The 15,519-nt window shown below is 72.6% G+C and carries 15 protein-coding genes; 9 read left to right on the top strand and 6 right to left on the bottom strand.

All coding sequences use genetic code 11. From position 1 onward, the window contains the following. From ABZY13_RS28015 to ABZY13_RS28005, 3 genes are all read left to right on the top strand, one after another. The coding region (locus tag ABZY13_RS28015; RefSeq protein ID WP_356635520.1) for a replication initiator at window positions 1-495 on the top strand (495 nt) is incomplete at its 5' end. Further along, window positions 488-727, top strand: a complete 240-nt coding sequence (locus ABZY13_RS28010; protein WP_073934353.1) for a helix-turn-helix domain-containing protein — start codon at window positions 488-490, stop codon at window positions 725-727. The genes ABZY13_RS28015 and ABZY13_RS28010, both read left to right, overlap by 8 nt. Next, complete coding sequence (locus ABZY13_RS28005; RefSeq protein ID WP_356635517.1) at window positions 727-1,953, top strand: site-specific integrase; 1,227 nt, start codon at window positions 727-729, stop codon at window positions 1,951-1,953. The genes ABZY13_RS28010 and ABZY13_RS28005 overlap by 1 nt, the downstream gene beginning before the upstream one ends. Before the next feature lie 648 nt (window positions 1,954-2,601). Here the strand turns inward: ABZY13_RS28005 and ABZY13_RS28000 are convergent. Next, window positions 2,602-3,363, bottom strand: coding sequence for a phosphoglyceromutase (locus ABZY13_RS28000; protein ID WP_356635515.1), 762 nt, complete (start codon window positions 3,361-3,363; stop codon window positions 2,602-2,604). A 230-nt stretch (window positions 3,364-3,593) separates the two neighbouring features. Here ABZY13_RS28000 and ABZY13_RS27995 point away from each other — a divergent pair, with 230 nt between their 5' ends. Further along, on the top strand, window positions 3,594-4,859 hold the full coding sequence (locus ABZY13_RS27995; RefSeq protein WP_356635513.1) for an MFS transporter: 1,266 nt from the start codon (window positions 3,594-3,596) through the stop codon (window positions 4,857-4,859). 241 nt (window positions 4,860-5,100) lie between these two features. On the opposite strand, the gene ABZY13_RS27990 is transcribed toward ABZY13_RS27995, so the two are convergent. Continuing rightward, window positions 5,101-5,604 (bottom strand): YbjN domain-containing protein, encoded by a 504-nt coding sequence (locus ABZY13_RS27990; protein ID WP_356635511.1) that lies wholly within the window; start codon window positions 5,602-5,604, stop codon window positions 5,101-5,103. Beyond that, window positions 5,597-6,934 carry a D-inositol-3-phosphate glycosyltransferase gene (gene mshA / locus ABZY13_RS27985; RefSeq protein WP_356635509.1) on the bottom strand — a complete coding sequence of 446 codons (1,338 nt, stop codon included), beginning with the start codon at window positions 6,932-6,934 and terminating at the stop codon, window positions 5,597-5,599. The genes ABZY13_RS27990 and mshA overlap by 8 nt, the downstream gene beginning before the upstream one ends. A 238-nt stretch (window positions 6,935-7,172) precedes the next feature. Here mshA and ABZY13_RS27980 point away from each other — a divergent pair, with 238 nt between their 5' ends. The 3 genes from ABZY13_RS27980 (at window position 7,173) to ABZY13_RS27970 (ending at window position 11,409) form a co-directional block, all read left to right on the top strand. Beyond that, a complete protein-coding gene (locus tag ABZY13_RS27980) occupies window positions 7,173-7,964 on the top strand; it encodes a class I SAM-dependent methyltransferase (protein WP_356635528.1) in 792 nt (263 codons plus the stop codon). A gap of 659 nt (window positions 7,965-8,623) precedes the next feature. After that, window positions 8,624-9,724, top strand: coding sequence for an NlpC/P60 family protein (locus tag ABZY13_RS27975; protein WP_356635507.1), 1,101 nt, complete (start codon window positions 8,624-8,626; stop codon window positions 9,722-9,724). Window positions 9,725-10,098: 374 nt separating this feature from the next. Then, a complete protein-coding gene (locus ABZY13_RS27970) occupies window positions 10,099-11,409 on the top strand; it encodes a fused response regulator/phosphatase (RefSeq protein WP_356635505.1) in 1,311 nt (436 codons plus the stop codon). A 49-nt stretch (window positions 11,410-11,458) separates the two neighbouring features. Here ABZY13_RS27970 and ABZY13_RS27965 read toward each other — a convergent pair whose 3' ends face one another. From ABZY13_RS27965 to ABZY13_RS27955, 3 genes are all read right to left on the bottom strand, one after another. Further along, window positions 11,459-11,791 carry a DUF2516 family protein gene (locus tag ABZY13_RS27965; RefSeq protein ID WP_356635526.1) on the bottom strand — a complete coding sequence of 111 codons (333 nt, stop codon included), beginning with the start codon at window positions 11,789-11,791 and terminating at the stop codon, window positions 11,459-11,461. A gap of 140 nt (window positions 11,792-11,931) precedes the next feature. Then, window positions 11,932-12,540 (bottom strand): hypothetical protein, encoded by a 609-nt coding sequence (locus ABZY13_RS27960; protein WP_356635503.1) that lies wholly within the window; start codon window positions 12,538-12,540, stop codon window positions 11,932-11,934. A 92-nt stretch (window positions 12,541-12,632) separates the two neighbouring features. Further along, the gene (locus ABZY13_RS27955; protein WP_356635501.1) at window positions 12,633-13,082 is read right to left on the bottom strand and encodes a helix-turn-helix transcriptional regulator; all 450 of its coding nucleotides are present in this window, start codon (window positions 13,080-13,082) and stop codon (window positions 12,633-12,635) included. 446 nt (window positions 13,083-13,528) lie between these two features. Here ABZY13_RS27955 and ABZY13_RS27950 point away from each other — a divergent pair, with 446 nt between their 5' ends. Both ABZY13_RS27950 and ABZY13_RS27945 read left to right on the top strand, forming a co-directional pair. Continuing rightward, complete coding sequence (locus ABZY13_RS27950; RefSeq protein ID WP_356635499.1) at window positions 13,529-14,446, top strand: NAD(P)-dependent oxidoreductase; 918 nt, start codon at window positions 13,529-13,531, stop codon at window positions 14,444-14,446. Further along, complete coding sequence (locus tag ABZY13_RS27945; RefSeq protein WP_356635497.1) at window positions 14,443-15,366, top strand: RNA polymerase sigma-70 factor; 924 nt, start codon at window positions 14,443-14,445, stop codon at window positions 15,364-15,366. The genes ABZY13_RS27950 and ABZY13_RS27945 overlap by 4 nt, the downstream gene beginning before the upstream one ends. The last annotated feature ends 153 nt before the right edge of the window (window positions 15,367-15,519 follow it).

Below are 15,519 nucleotides of genomic sequence, written 5' to 3'. Positions count from 1 at the left end.
ACCATCCGCTCGGCCGACTTCGACGGCGGCAAGGAGCTGACCGAGCGGGCCGTCGCCGCGTACATCGCCAAGTACGCCACCAAGGGCGCCGAGACAGCCACGGGAGCTCTCGACCGGCCGCTGAGGTTCCTCGCCGAACTCGCCCAGCTCGACATCAGCGACCACGCCCGCCGGCTCATTCGCACCGCCTGGACCCTCGGCGCCCGCAAGGACCTCGAACACCTCCGCCTGCGGGCCTGGGCCCACATGCTCGGCTTCCGCGGCCACTTCTCCACCAAATCCCGCCGCTACTCCACCACCCTTGGCGCCCTCCGCGACGCCCGCGCCGAATGGCGCCGCGCACAGGCCCTGGCAGCGAACGAGACCGACCCGGACACCACCCTCGTCCTCGCGCACTGGGTCTACGCCGGAACCGGCCTCACCGACGCCGAAGCCTGGCTCGCCGAATCCCTCGAACCCGCTCCCGGAACGGAAGGAGAACCCACCCATGGGTAGCCGTCGTCTCGCTGTCGCGGAAGCGGCCTCCGAGCCGCGTGGTCTGCCATCGCGGTACCTGACTCCTGACGACCTGGTGGCGATGTTCGACCTGCCCAGCGTCGAGACGGTCTACCAGTGGCGCCGCAAGCGCACCGGTCCCCGTGGCTTCCGGGTCGGCCGGCACCTGCGCTACGACCCGGCGGACGTCCAAGCTTGGGTCGAGTCCCTGCGGGAAGGGGCTGCCGCCTGATGGCCGGACACGTCCAAGACCGTTGGTACAGAACCGAGACCGGCCCGGACGGGAAGGTGCGCAAGGTCAAGACCGAGCGCTACGGGTCCGGTCTCCGCTACCGCGCTCGCTACGTCGGCCCGGACGGTACGGAGAAGTCCAAGAGCTTCCCCGACCGTCAGAAGCGGCTCGCTGATCAGTGGCTGGCTCACATCGAGGCGGACATGGCGCGCGGGCAGTACATCGACCCGCGCGCCGCCCGCATCACCTTCCAGCAGTACGCCGAACGCTGGGTCGCCACGCAGGGCGCCGACCCGAACACCCAAGCCTCCATGGAGTCGCAGCTACGGCTGCACGCCTTCCCCTACCTCGGCTCGCGTCCGCTCGGCTCCTTCCAACCGGCGCACATTCGGGACTGGGTTCGGCAGTTGCAGGAGAATGGCGTCCGCGGGTCGTACGCCCGGACGATCTACTCCAACGTGCGGGCGGCGCTCAGCGCGGCTGTGGACGACGGTCACCTTCCCCGCAACCCGTGTGCCGCCCGGTCGGTCCGGCCGCCGACCGTCGACAACAAGCGCGTCGTGCCGTGGACGCCCGAGCGGGTCTTCGCCGTCCGGGCCGCCATGCCCGAGCGCTACCAAGCCATGGTCGATCTGGGCGGCGGCTGCGGGCTCCGCCAGGGCGAGATCCTGGGCGTGGCCGTCGACGCGATCGACTTCGCCTCGGACACGCTCCACGTGGTCCAGCAACTGAAGCTGAGCCGCAGCAAGGCCGTGTTCGCGCCGCCGAAGGGCGGCAAGCTGCGGGACGTGCCGCTTCCTGGTCCCGTCGCCGATGCGCTGCGGGCGCACATGAAGCGGTTCCCGCCGGTTGAGATCACCTTGCCGTGGAAGGTCGCCGACGGCCCTCCGGTGACCAAGCGGCTCATCTTCACTGGGCCACGCGGTGGGCACGTCTGGCGCACTTCGCTCAACGAGGAGGCGTGGAAACCGGCGCTTGCCTCGGCCGGCGTGATCCCCGAGCGGAAGCCGGGCGGCTCATACGCCGAGTCTCGCGAGAACGGCATGCACGCCCTGCGGCACTTCTACGCCTCGGTGCTCCTCGACGCGGGCGAGAACATCAAGGCTCTCGCCGAGTATCTGGGCCACTCGGACCCAGGCCTGACGCTCCGCGTGTACGCACATCTCATGCCTTCGAGTCAGGAACGTACTCGCAAGGCAGTGGCGTCCGTCTTCGACCGCAAGTGACAGACGTCTTCTCAGTCAACTTGACCAGCTCGGCGACGGCGAAGAGGGGCCATCGCGGCTCTGGATCAGGTCACAAAACTTGATGGAATTAGCAGCGTCGTGAGACATTGCATTGCAATGTCTGAGTGTCACACTCGGACGACCGAGGACCTGGATCCGGCGGCAACCAGACCCAGGCCCTCTCGCAGTCAACGAGCCCGGTCGCCTACCAGCAGACCGGGCTCGCTGCATGTCCAGCTCCCGGTCGCGACCGTCCTCGCGCGTGACTCGCTCATCGAGCGGACTGCATCACGCCGGTAGCGATGGCCACCAGGAGGCTCGCGCCCGCAAGCCAGACCTGCCACCTCTCGGCACTGGTCCACCTACGAGACTCGTCCTTCTCAAGGCTCATCTCCACCATCTCCCTTCTCCCTCCAGCCGGCCCGCCGATCGGGCCGGAGCCTTAGAACTCACGCGCATCTACGCAGAGTTCAGGGGAGGTTCAGGTGAGGCGCGAACAGCATACCGGGCCCATCGCTGTTCACCGAGGCGCGCGGGAACGCTTGACAGTGGCCCCGAATCCCCTTCACGGCCCAGCGACGGCCCCAGTGCATAAACAAGCCCCCTGCCTGCGGGAAAACCGCAGGCAGGGGGCTTGATCAGTACGGCTTACTTCTTCTTGCCCTGGTTCTTGACCGCCTCGATCGCTGCCGCGGCCGCGTCCGGGTCGAGGTACGTGCCGCCCGGGTTCAGGGGCTTGAACTCGGCGTCGAGTTCGTAGGACAGGGGGATGCCCGTCGGGATGTTCAGGCCCGCGATGTCGGCGTCGGAGATGCCGTCGAGGTGCTTGACCAGGGCGCGCAGGCTGTTGCCGTGGGCGGCGACGAGGACCGTGCGGCCGGTCAGGAGGTCGGGGACGATGGCGTCGAACCAGTACGGGAGCATGCGGACGACGACGTCCTTCAGGCACTCCGTCTGCGGGCGCAGCTCCGGCGGGAGGGTGGCGTAGCGCGGGTCGGAGAACTGGGAGTACTCGGCGTCGCGGTCCAGGGGCGGCGGCGGGGTGTCGTAGGAACGGCGCCACAGCATGAACTGCTCCTCGCCGAACTCCGCGAGGGTCTGGGCCTTGTCCTTGCCCTGGAGGGCGCCGTAGTGGCGCTCGTTCAGGCGCCAGGAGCGCTTGACCGGGATCCAGAGGCGGTCGGCGGACTCGAGGGCGAGCTGCGCGGTGCGGATCGCTCGCTTCTGGAGGGACGTGTGGACCACGTCGGGCAGCAGGCCGGCGTCCTTCAGCAGCTCGCCGCCGCGCGTCGCCTCCTTCTCGCCCTTCGCGGTGAGGTTGACGTCCACCCAGCCGGTGAACAGGTTCTTCTCGTTCCACTCGCTCTCGCCGTGGCGGAGGAGGATCAGCTTGTACGGTGCGTCGGCCATGGCTCCGAGCGTAATGGACGGCTTTGATCGCTCGCGCGCCTGCCCGAAGGGCGGACGGGTGGCCGGGGAGGGGCCGGGAGCCCGGGGGCAGGCGGCGGACGGCGGGTGCCCGACGGCGTTAATCGAGTGGCCCTCCCCCGCCCTCCCGCCGTAAGGTCTGCTCGCGGCTCAAGCTGCTTACAGGGCAGCTCCCGCCGCTTCACCTCATCGCACACCCCGGGGGAGCCTTCGTGTCACTCAGTCGTCTGAGACGTGCCGGCCGGGAGACCGTTTCCGGGTTGCCGCGGGCGTTCTGGTGGCTGTGGCTCAGCACGCTCGTCAATCGGCTCGGGGCCTTCGTGGCCACGTTCATGGCGCTGTATCTGACCCTCGACCGCGGTTACTCCGCCTCGTACGCCGGCCTGGTCGCGGCGTTGCACGGGCTCGGCGGGGTGCTGTCCTCGCTCGCGGGCGGGGTGATGGCCGACCGGCTCGGGCGGCGGCCCACGCTGCTCGTCGCGCAGGTGTCCACCGCGCTGTCCGTCGCGCTGCTCGGCTTCGTGCAGCATCCGGTCGCCATCGCCGGCGTTGCCTTCCTCGTCGGGGCGGCGTCCAACGCCTCGCGGCCGGCCGTGCAGGCGATGATGGCCGACATCGTCCGGCCCGAGGACCGGGTGCGGGCCTTCTCGCTCAACTACTGGGCCATCAACCTCGGGTTCGCCGTCTCCTCCATGGGCGCCGGGTTCATCGCCGAGGTCAGCTATCTCGCCGGGTTCCTGATCGAGGCGGTGATGACCCTGGCCTGCGCGATCGTCGTCTTCGTCAAGCTGCCCGAGTCGCGGCCGGAGCGCAGCCCCGCCGAGAAGGCGGCCGAACCGGAGGTCGGGCTCGGCACCGTGGTGCGGGACGGGCGGTTCATGAGCGTCGTCGGGCTCTCCTTCCTGGTCGCGCTCATCTTCCAGCAGGCGTCGGTCGGGTTGCCGATCGCCATGGGCGACGCCGGGTTCTCGGCCGCCGACTACGGCATGGCCATCGCCGTCAACGGTGTGCTGATCGTCGTGCTGCAGATCCCGGTGACCCGGTTCATCCAGCACCGCGACCAACGGCAACTGCTCGTCGTCTCCTCGCTCCTGGCCGGTTACGGCTTCGGGCTCACCGCCTTCGCCGGGTCTGTCGGGGTCTTCGCGCTCACCGTCTGCGTGTGGACCCTCGCCGAGATCGTCAACGCACCGACCCAGACGGGGCTGGTCGTGCGGCTGTCGCCCGCTCACGGGCGCGGGCGCTACCAGGGGATGTACACGATGTCCTGGTCGGTCGCCGCGCTGGTGGCGCCGCTGATGTCCGGCTTCGTCATCGACCGGTTCGGGGCGCAGTGGCTGTGGGGGCTGTGCGCGGTCGTCGGCACCGTGGCCGGCGCCGGGTACGCGGTGCTCATGCGCCGGCTGCCGGAGGACGAGGGCGCCGGGTCCGGAGCGGCGACGGGCGGGCCCGTGAAGCCTGAGGTCAGCGCCGTGTAGACGCCGCCGGCCGCCCAGGTGACGCCGGGGCGGCAACGGCGGCCGGGCAGCCGGGCGGCCGGACAGCCGGGCATGGCTGGCGGACGGCACGGTTGGCGGACCGGCCACTACTGGCGGACCGGCGCGACAAGTAGTCGGGCGCGACAAGCGGTGGGGCACGACAAACGGTCAGACGCGACAAACGGTCAGACGCGACAAACGGTCAGACGCGACAGACGGTCGAGCGCGACAGACGGACCGGCTAGGAATCCGCCGGGCGTTCCACCAGGTGGGTGAAGGCGTCGAGGTTCCGGGTCGACTCGCCCCGTGACACCCGCCACGCGTACTCCTTGCGGATGGCGGAGGCGAATCCCAGCTCCAGGAGGGTGTTGAAGTCGCCGTCGGCGGTCTCCAGGACCTGGCCGAGCAGGCGGTCGATCTCGTCCGGGGTGACGGCGGCGAGGGGGAGCTTGCCGGTGACGTAGATGTCGCCGAGGGGGTCGAGGGCGTAGCCGACGCCGTACAGCTTGAGGTTGCGCTCCAGGAGCCAGCGGTGGACGGCGGGCTCGTTCTCGTCGGGGTGGCGGATGACGAAGGCGTTCAGGGACAGCGAGTGTCTGCCGATGATCATCGAGACCGTGGTCGACAGCTTGCGGGTGCCGGGGAGTTGCACGACGTAGTGGCCCGCCGCGGGGTTCTCCCACTCCAGTCCGGCGTCCTTGAGGGCGTCCTCGAGGGCGCCCGCCGCCTTCTGTACGTCAGCCATGATGCGAGCGTACGCGACGGCGGTGCGCGTGCAGGGCAGCCGTGTAGACCTCGGCGGTGGCGGCGGCGGAGGCGTCCCAGCCGAAGTCGCGGGCGTGCCGGGCGGCGGCGGCGCCCATGCGGTCGGTCAGCCGCGGATCGTCGGCGAAATCGCGCAGCACGCGCGCGTAGGCGGCGGGATCGTGCCCCTTGAGGAGGACGCCGGTGCGCCCGTCCCGTACGGCCACAGGAAGGCCGCCGACGGCCGCCGCGAGCACCGGCGTGCCGGTCGCCTGGGCCTCTATGGCGACCAGGCCGAACGATTCGCTGTACGACGGCATGACGAGCACCGACGCGGCCCGGAACCAGTCGGCGAGCCGGTCCTGCCCGACGGGCGGGCGGAACTGCACGACGTCCGCGATGCCGAGGCGCGCGGCCAGCTTCTGCAGCCCTTCCGGCTTGGCGAGGCCGCTGCCGCTGGGGCCGCCGACCACGGGGACGACGATGCGGGAGCGCAGGTCGGGGCGCTCGTCCAGCAGGACGGCGACCGCGCGCAGCAGCACGTCGGGGGCCTTGAGGGGCTGGATGCGGCCGGCGAAGAGGGGGATCAGGGCGTCCTGCGGGAGGCCGAGGCGGGCGCGGGCGGCGGCACGGCCGTCGGCGGGGCGGAACCGGTCGAGGTTCACGCCTGGGTGGACGACGGCGACCTTGGCGGGGTCGGCGGAGTAGTGCCGTACCAGCTCGCCGGCCTCCTCGGCGGTGTTGGCGATCAGGCGGTCGGCGGCGTCGACGATCTGGGTCTCGCCGATGACGCGGGCGGCGGGCTCGGGGGTGTCGCCGTCGGCGAGGTTGGCGTTCTTCACCTTGGCCATGGTGTGCATGGCGTGCACCAGGGGGACGCCCCAGCGCTGGGCGGCGAGCCAGCCGACGTGGCCTGAGAGCCAGTAGTGCGAGTGGACCAGGTCGTAGTGGCCGGGGCGGTGGCCGGCCCACGCCTGCATGACGCCGTGGGTGAAGGCGCACAGCTGGGCCGGGAGGTCCTCCTTGGCGAGGCCCTCGTAGGGTCCGGCGTCGACGTGGCGGACGAGGACGCCGGGGGCCAGTTCGACGGTGGGCGGGAGGGCGGCGGCGGTCGCCCGGGTGAAGATCTCGACCTCGATGTTGATCGCGGCGAGCCGCTGGGCCAGTTCCACGATGTAGACGTTCATTCCGCCGGCGTCGCCCGTGCCGGGCTGGTGGAGCGGGGAGGTGTGCACGGAGAGCATCGCGATCCGGCGGGGCCTGCGATGCAGCCGCAGCCGCGGGGGTGTCCCCGCGGAACGACGCCCGAGCCTGCTCACATACTGGCTCACTGCGGTCCTCCTTGCTGCGGGCACGGCTCGGGGAGGACGTGGGGGGTCCTCTGGGAGGGGAACGCCCGCACGGGGCGGTCGCATTTCCGGCGGACCTCGGCGCGGGGCGGTTTTACCGAATCATTACCCCCTCTCGCTCAACCGTTCGACCTCGGTCCGAGTCCCCCGCTCCTGGCCGCTTACCCTCGATGGCATGCCCTCCCCCGCCGCGCTTCGCCCGAGCGGGCGCACCCCCGTCGTGGGAACGGTCACGCGCGGTACGACGCATCCCAACCGGCTGCGCCGCATGGACCGCTGGATCGCCGCCACCCACGGCGCCGAGCTGCGCCGCGCCGCCGACCCCGTCGCCGTCGACCTCGGTTACGGCGCCGCCCCCTGGACCGCCGTCGAGCTGCTCGGCCGGCTGCGCACGGTCGCGCCCCACGCGCGCGTGGTCGGCGTCGAGATCGAACCGGCACGGGTCGCCGCGGCACGGCCGTACGAGCGCGAGGGGCTCGCCTTCCGGCACGGCGGCTTCGAGATCCCGCTGCCCCGGCGCCCGCACCTCATCCGGGCCGCCAATGTGCTGCGCCAGTACGACGAGGGGGACGTCGCCGGCGTCTGGGAGCGGCTGTGCGCGCGCCTCGCGCCGGCCGACCCGGCGACGGGGACGCGGGGCGGGCTGCTGGTCGAGGGGACGTGCGACGAGATCGGGCGGCGGCACGTCTGGGTCGCGCTCGGCCCCGAGGGGGCGCGCACGGTCACCTTCGCCACCCGGCTGGGCTCGCTGGAGCGCCCCTCGGACCTGGCGGAACGGCTGCCGAAGGCGCTGATCCACCGCAACGTCCCCGGCGAGCCCGTGCACGCCTTCCTCCGCGACTTCGACCGCGCCTGGGCCGCCGCCGCCCCCTACGCCTCCTACGGCGCCCGCCAGCGCTGGCTGCGCACCGTCCGCTCCCTGACGACGGACTGGCCGGTGACGGACGGGCCCGCCCGGTGGCGTCAAGGGGAAGTGACGGTGCGGTGGGGGGCGTTGGCGCCGCGGGGGTGAGGCGGTTGGAGGCTGCGGCGGGGGGCGCGGTCTCGCGGGGGGGTGAAGCGGTTGAGGACTGCCGGGGAACGCGGCCCCGCGGGGTGAGGCGGTTGAGGACTGCCGGGGAACGCGGTCCCGCGCGGTGAAGCGGGCGAGGGCTGCCGGGGGGGCGCGGGCACGTGGGGGTGAAGCGGTTGAGGACTGCCGGGGAACGCGGTCCCGCGGGGTGAAGCGGGCGAGGGCTGCCGGGGGGCGCGGGCACGTGGGGGTGAGGCGGTTGAGGGCTGCGGGGAACACGGTCCAGCTGCGCCGGGGACGCGGCTCGGCTCCGCCGAGCGACACGGCTCCGTACCGCCGGGCGTGACGGCCCCGCCCCCGCAGGGCGACACGGCCCCGCCCCGCCCGCCGGTTCTCCCGCCCTTCCCCCGCCGACAGCAACTCTCCTCCGCACTCGCCGACTTCGCGCCCCGGACGCGCCCCCTTCGCCCCTCGTCCCCCCGGCGCCGCGGCCCGGGCGGAACGATCCGGGGTGAGTCGTTCGTCTCGGAGTCGGGGAGATCGTCGTAGCGGGCGCCGACGCGGAGAGTGTCGGGGCCTCTGTCGCTTTGCGGCGAGGCGTGGCACGATCCACCCGACGACCACGTGTTACTGACGGTAAATCAGTTTTGGGGGATGGTATGGCAACGGCCAAGCGCAGCGTGATCGCTGCCGCCGTGACCGTCGTCTGCGCGGTCACCGTGCTGGCGCTGCCGGGGACGGCGTTCGCGGCGCCGGACCCCGCGTCCACATCGTCCGGCGCGCCGCCCGCCGCCGCCTCCACGACCCGGGCCCCCGTCACCAACGAGGAGCTCGAGGCCGTCCGGCAGAAGCTGGAGCGCCTCTACCGCGCCGCCTCCGCCGCCACCGACGCCTACAACGCGGCCGAGGAGCGGGCCGAACGGCAGTCCGCCGAACTCGTCGAGCTGGCCGGGAAGATCGTCGAGGGCAAGAAGAAGCTCGCCGAGCTGAAGAACCGCACCGGCGCCGCGGCAGCCGCGCAGTACCGCACGGGCGGCCTTCCGCCCGAGGCGCATCTGATGCTCAGCGACGACCCGCAGGAGTTCCTCGACGGCACCGGCCGGGTCCGCCAGGGCGAGCGCGCGACTCGTCACCTGCTGGAGCAGACCACCCGCACCCAGCAGGACCTGGAGCTGTACGCCGCCGACGCCTCCGCCCAGTTGAAGCAGATGGAGGCCGGCCGGAAGGCGAAGGCCACCGCCCGCGAGAAGATCGAGCGGCGGATCGCGGAGGCCGAGAAGCTGGAGTCCCGGCTGGAGAAGAAGGAGCGCGAGCGCCTCGCCGAGCTGGAGCGGGCCGCCGCCCAGCGCGCGCAGAACGCCTGGCTGGACACCGGCGCCCTCGACGGCGCCGCCGGGAAGGCCTCCGAGCAGGGCGAGAAGGCCGTGAAGTTCGCGACGGCCCAGATCGGCAAGCCGTACGAATGGGGCGCCGAGGGCCCGGCGACCTTCGACTGCTCCGGCCTGACCTCCCAGGCGTGGGCCAGCGCCGGCAGCACCATCCCGCGCACCTCGCAGGAACAGTGGCGGCAGCTGCCGCGCGTGGCGGTCGAGGACATGCACCCCGGCGACCTCATCATCTACTTCGACGACGCCACCCACGTCGGCATGTACATCGGCGACGGCACGATGGTGCACGCCCCGCGCCCCGGGCGGACGGTGACCACGGCGGGCGCGGGCTCCCTGCCGATCCTGGGGGTCGTGCGGCCGGACGGAGCCTGACGGGAGGCTCCGCCGCCCGGGCGCCCGGGTGGCGGTGCGCGCGGCTGACGTCCGACCGGCGGGCCTGCCGGCAGCCGGAAACACCACGGTGACCCGCGCCGAACACACCACGGTGACCTCCACCACGTGACCCGGCGCACCCCCACCCCGCCGATCTCCCGCCGAACTCCCGCCGGACGTGACCTTCGTCATCCCGTCCTGACAGCCGCCGTGTCCAACTGCGGCAGGAAACGCGGCATATGACGGCCCTTACCGGCCCGGCGGGGTGTCGCACACCATTCCGCTGCGGTGCCGACACCCGCTATGGTCCCCGTCGGTGGGTCGAGGTCCCTCGCCCCGCCGTGCCCTCGGGGGGAGGGAAGGAACTCACGACAATGCCCGCACCCGTACCGCGGCAGAGAGCGATCCCGGCCGCGGAGAGTGGTCAGGCGCCGGCCGCGCCCACCGTCGGCGGCCTCGCGAAGGACGAGGCTTCGCGCAGGGAACAGACGGCCGAGAACAGCTCCCAAGCCAATCTGACGCTGCTGCTGATCGAGGACGACCCCGGCGGCTCGCCGATCGTGCCCGAGCTGCTCGACCAGGCCGGCAAGCCCATCCGGATCCGCACCGCCCGCAACCTCACCGAGGCCGAGCGGCTGCTCACCGACGACGTCCACTGCATACTCCTGGACCTCGCGCTGACCGCCCCCGGACGCCCCGGCGACGCGGACGACGACGAGCTGGCCGTACTGCGCCACGTACTCGAGCTCGCGCCCCGGCACGCCGTCCTCGCCCTCACCGCGTCCGGCGACGCCGAGCGCGGCGCCGAGGCGGTACGCGTGGGCGCACAGGACTATCTCTTCCGCGACGAGCTGGACGGCCGGCTGCTGAGCCGGGCGATCCGGTACGCCGTCGAGCGGAAACGATCCGACACGGCCGAGCGGCGCCTCGCCGAGGGACGAATGCGCGCCCAGGAGAACCGCCGGCTGGAGCGCGGGCTGCTGCCCACGCCGCTCCTCGACGGGTCTCCGCTGCGCTTCGCCGCCCGCTACCGCCCCGGCCGCTCCCGCGCCCTGCTCGGCGGCGACTTCTACGACGTCGTGCGCACCCCGGACGGCACCGTGCACGCCATGATCGGCGACGTCTGCGGCCACGGCCCGGACGAGGCCGCCCTCGGCGTGGAGCTGCGCATCGCCTGGCGCGCCCTGACACTGGCCGGGCTGTGCGGCGACGAGCTGCTCGGCACGCTCCAGCAGGTGCTGGAGCACGAGCGCGCGGACGACGAGATCTTCGCGACGCTATGCACGGTGGACATCGCGCCGGACGGCCGCCGCGCCGGCCTGTGCCTGGCGGGCCACCCGGCACCGCTGATCGCCGTACCGGGCCGCGCGCCCCGGCTGCTGCCGTACGACAACAACGGCCCCGCCCTCGGGCTGCTGCAGGGCGCCCGCTGGCCGCGGATGCAGGTGCAGCTCGGTGCGGAGTGGAGCCTGATGCTCTACACCGACGGCCTCATCGAGGGCCGCGTCGGCGAGGGCCGGGAGCGGCTCGGCCAGGACGGCATGGTGGAGATGGTGCACCGCCTGCTGGAACAGGGCATGCGGGGCGAGCGGCTGCTGCGCGAGGCGGTCAACGAGGTCCGCAAGCTCAACGGCGGCGAGCTGACGGACGACGTGGCGGTGCTGCTGCTGGACCGGGAGCCGTAGTCCCCGTAGGCCCCCGGCCGGGCCGGGCGGGCCTGCGGTCCCCCGGGGGTCAGCGACCGCCGTTGTACGGCCCGTACGGCCCGTCGCTGCTGGAGCCTCTGCGGCTGCGGCCGCCGCCCGACAGGCCGCGCAGGGCCGGGCGGACGTCGACGACGTACACGATGGTGGCGATCAGGCCGATGATCGGCAGGAACGACAGGATGTTGAAGATCAGGTTCACCACGAAGGCGAGCCCGAGGATGATCAGCCAGAACGGCTTGGTCTGCTTGTCGGCCGCGCGGTAGGCGTCCTCGCGGCGCGTGGCGGCGTCGATCAGCGCGAAACCGCTGAAAAGGATCAGGGCCATGCTCAACAGCCACATGAACCCGGCGAATCCCTGCATCAGCACAACGTCCACCACCCGAATCCGTACGTCTCTTCGCGGTCACCGTACCCGCCTCCGAGGGCCCGGTACCCGGAGAACGGGCCGGGCACCCCAGGAGTGCCCGACCCGTGATGTTCACCCCTTCGGGTGAGCCGACCTCACTTGGCCGGCGGCGTCGTCTTCTTCGCGGCGGGCTTGCGGGCGGCCGGAGCCTTCTTGGCGGCGGGCTTCTTCTCCGCGGCCGAGGCGGACGCGGTCGTCGCACCGGCCGGCTCGTCGGCGTCGGCGGCCCGGTCCGCCTGGGCCGGCTTGGCATCCGGCTCCACGGCGATCGCCAGCTCCTCGATCTCCTCGGCCGCCTCGCCGCGCCAGGTCCGCAGGGTCTGCTCGCCGTGCTCGGCGACCTTCTCGTAGGTCTCACGGGCCCGCACCGCGTACTCCGCGGCGACGCCGACGCTGCGCAGGGCGAGGTCCTGGGCCGTCTCGCCGAGCTTCTTGAAGTCCGCGTCGAGGGAGCCGATGAACTCGTTGACCTTGGTCTGCAGGGTCTCCTGTGTCTCCTTGACCCGCGCGGTGGCCTTCTCCTGCACGGCCTTCGGGTCGGCGTTGCGGACGGCCTCGATCCGGGCCGGGGCCTCGGCGCGCAGCTGTTCGACCAGACCGGGCACCTTCCGGGCCTGCTGAAGCGCGAGGTCGGCGGTGCCGGCGGCGAAGTAGAGGGGCTTCGGGTCGCGGAACGTCTTACGCAAATCGTCGGTGACGGCCATGGTGGTGGTCCTCCCAGTGGCTTTCGGTATGAGGGTTTTGAGTACGGCGGCGGTACGGCGGCGGTACGGCCGCCCGGCCGCACCGGCAGCGCTCAGCCGGCGCTGCGCCGCCGCGGGCCGGAGTCGTCGGTGGCGGCGCCATCGGCGCCGTCACCGGGTATGAGGGGCCCGGCGTCGGCGTCGGCGTCAACGTCGAAGCCGTTCTCCTTGCGGAACGACTCGTACACCTGGAGCAGCACCTGCTTCTGCCGCTCGGTCAGCGTCGGGTCGGCCAGGATCACGGCCCGGGTCTCGATCGCGTCCCGGTCACGCTCGGCGTCGAGGATCCCGGCCCGCACGTAGAGCGTCTCGGCGGAGATCCGCAGCGCCTTGGCGACCTGCTGGAGCACTTCCGCGCTGGGCTTGCGCAGCCCGCGCTCGATCTGGCTCAGATACGGATTGGACACCCCGGCGGCATCGGCGAGCTGCCGCAGCGACAACTGCGCGTTGCGCCGCTGTTCGCGCAGATACTCGCCGAGATTGCCGACGTTGAGCGATGCCATGCCTCCACCATGCCCCGTCGCGCTAACTATTGCAAGCAGGCGCTTGCAATAGTGCGTCCCCCGCTGCCGACGCGCCACCCGGCCGGACTCGGCCGAGGAGTTCGAGGTCGAGTAGCGGATGCGGCGGGCGTCCGTCGCCGAGGGCGCCGAGGGAGTGAGGACGCCACAGGACCCGAACCGGCGCGATCGCCCCTCGGGACGCCTTTCGCGGCCCTGCCCGAAGACCTCGCTGCACCGCGTTGACGACAGCGGCGCGGCGAGCGGCCGGGAGGGGGCGCGGAGCTGGCCGTCGAGGCTGCGATCGGGCCGGCCGTCCGGGCCAGTACCCGCATTCCCCCGTACGCGCGCCCCCTTCCCGCCCCCACGCGCCCGCCCCGTGTCACACCCGGCCGCGCTATGACGTCTGAAGGGCGAGAGGGATCGTGCGCATGGGGAGGAGGAAGATCATGCGGGTGTTCGTCGCAGGCGGCAGCGGGGTGGTCGGGCGCCGGCTGGTGCCCCGGCTGGTGGCCAGGGGGCATGTCGTGACGGCCACGACGACCCGCGCGTCCAGACTGAGCCTGCTGGAGTGCCTCGGCGCGGAGGCGGTCGTGATGGACGGGCTGGACGCGGTGTCGGTCGGTGAGACGGTGGCCAGGGCCCGGCCGGACGTGATCGTGCACCAGATGACCTCGCTGGCCGGGGTGCCCCACCTGCGGCACTTCGACCGCTGGGCCGCCACCAACCGGCTGCGCACGCAGGGGCTGGACCATCTGCTGGCCGCCGCCGCGGCGACCGGTGTGTCGTACGTGGTCGCGCAGAGCTTCGGCGCCTGGAACGGTGTGCGCGAGGGCGGCTGGGTGAAGTCGGAGGAGGATCCGCTGGAGCCGGGGACGGGCACGAAGCTGGCGGAGGTGACGCAGGCGCTCCGCCACCTCGAGGACTCCGTCGTCGAGGAGGGCGGCGCGGCCCTGCGCTACGGCCTCCTGTACGGCCCGGGCGCCCTGGACGACCTGGCCTGGCTCGTGCGCCGACGGGAGTTCCCGCTGGTCGGAGGCGGTCCCGGCCACACCTCGTGGGTGCACGTCGATGACGCGGCGGACGCCACCGTCGTGGCCGTCGAGCAGCGCCCCCGGGGCGTGTTCGGCATCGTCGACGACGAACCGGCGCCGGCCTCGCAGTGGCTGCCGCACCTGGCCGCGTGCGCGGGGGCGAGACCGCCGCTGCGGACGTCCCGGTGGCCGGCCCGGCTGCCGGCCGGCGAGGTGGCGGTGGCCATGACGACCCAGGGGCGCGGCTTCTCCAACGCCAAGGCCAAACGCGAACTGGGCTGGGAACCGCGCCACCCCTCGTGGCGCCAGGGCTTCAAGGAAATGGCGGCATGAGCCGTACCGAAACGTTCGAGGAACTGCGCCCGCTGTTGTTCTCGATCGCCTACCGCATCCTCGGCAGCGTGGCCGAGGCCGAGGACTCCGTCCAGGAGACCTGGCTGCGCTACGAGGCCACCCCCACGCGGCCCGCCTCGGCCAAGGCGTTCCTGTCGGCCGTGGTCACCCGCGTCGCCATCGACGTCCTGCGCTCGGCGCGGAGCCGCCGGGAGGAGTACGTCGGCCACTGGCTTCCCGAGCCGCTGCTCAGCGACCCGTACGACGACCCGGAGCGGTCGGCGGAGCTGGCCGACTCGGTGTCGGTGGCGGCCCTGCTGCTGCTGGAGCGGCTCAGTCCGCTGGAGCGGGCGGTGTTCGTGCTGCGGGAGGTGTTCGGGTTCCGCTTCGCCGACGTCGCCTCGGCGGTGGGCCGGTCGGAGTCGGCGTGCCGGCAGCTGGCGGTGCGCGCCCGGCGGCACATGGAGGCGGGGCGGCCCCGGTACGAGGCGGACCGCAAGGAGCGCGAGGAGCTGGCGGCGCGGTTCTTCGACGCGATGCGCGAGGGCGACGTCCACGGACTGCGGGCTGCGCTGGCCGCGGACGTCCATGTGGTCGGCGACGGCGGCGGCAACGCCCCGCAGTTCGCGCGCACCGTCGCCGGCGTCGAGAAAGTCATCCAACTGCTCCTCGCGTACGGCCCCGTGCTCGCCCGCGCGGGGCTCGGCTGGCAGCCGCACGAGGTGAACGGTCAGCCGGGGGCGGTCTTCCGGGACCGGGAGGGCCTGGTGTTCAACGTCTGGACGCTCGACGTGCTGGGCGGGCGGATCCAGTCGATCCGCGCGGTGCTCAACCCCGACAAGCTCGCGCACATGGGGCCGTTGGCGGACATCTGGGCGATCGACGCCGAGGTCAGGCGGGTCCGCCGGGCGGGGAAGTGACCGGGGCGTCGGCAGCGGGCCGGGCGTCGCCGTACGGCTCCGCCTCACGGCCGGGCGGGAACAACCCCGGCGTGCCCGTGACCGGGGGCTCGGCGGCAGGCCGCGCGACCGCGCGGGCAAGCGCCACGGTCCGAGCGAACGCCACAGTCCGAG

This window comes from Streptomyces sp. NPDC006610, assembly GCF_040611575.1.
Lineage (GTDB): Bacteria > Actinomycetota > Actinomycetes > Streptomycetales > Streptomycetaceae > Streptomyces.
The sequence above is the reverse complement of the archived record's forward strand: the minus strand, read 5'-3'. Positions and strand labels throughout refer to the sequence as shown.

What these genes read in the sequence shown, in the direction of transcription:
- ABZY13_RS28010 (WP_073934353.1), top strand. Translation starts at nt 488, where the DNA reads ATGGGTAGCCGTCGTCTCGCTGTCGCGGAAGCGGCCTCCGAGCCGCGT.
- ABZY13_RS28005 (WP_356635517.1), top strand. Translation starts at nt 727, where the DNA reads ATGGCCGGACACGTCCAAGACCGTTGGTACAGAACCGAGACCGGCCCG.
- ABZY13_RS28000 (WP_356635515.1), bottom strand. Translation starts at nt 3,363, where the DNA reads ATGGCCGACGCACCGTACAAGCTGATCCTCCTCCGCCACGGCGAGAGC.
- ABZY13_RS27990 (WP_356635511.1), bottom strand. Translation starts at nt 5,604, where the DNA reads ATGGCTGACGTACAGAAGGCGGCGGGCGCCCTCGAGGACGCCCTCAAG.
- ABZY13_RS27975 (WP_356635507.1), top strand. Translation starts at nt 8,624, where the DNA reads ATGGCAACGGCCAAGCGCAGCGTGATCGCTGCCGCCGTGACCGTCGTC.
- ABZY13_RS27970 (WP_356635505.1), top strand. Translation starts at nt 10,099, where the DNA reads ATGCCCGCACCCGTACCGCGGCAGAGAGCGATCCCGGCCGCGGAGAGT.
- ABZY13_RS27965 (WP_356635526.1), bottom strand. Translation starts at nt 11,791, where the DNA reads ATGCAGGGATTCGCCGGGTTCATGTGGCTGTTGAGCATGGCCCTGATC.
- ABZY13_RS27960 (WP_356635503.1), bottom strand. Translation starts at nt 12,540, where the DNA reads ATGGCCGTCACCGACGATTTGCGTAAGACGTTCCGCGACCCGAAGCCC.
- ABZY13_RS27955 (WP_356635501.1), bottom strand. Translation starts at nt 13,082, where the DNA reads ATGGCATCGCTCAACGTCGGCAATCTCGGCGAGTATCTGCGCGAACAG.
- ABZY13_RS27950 (WP_356635499.1), top strand. Translation starts at nt 13,529, where the DNA reads ATGCGGGTGTTCGTCGCAGGCGGCAGCGGGGTGGTCGGGCGCCGGCTG.
- ABZY13_RS27945 (WP_356635497.1), top strand. Translation starts at nt 14,443, where the DNA reads ATGAGCCGTACCGAAACGTTCGAGGAACTGCGCCCGCTGTTGTTCTCG.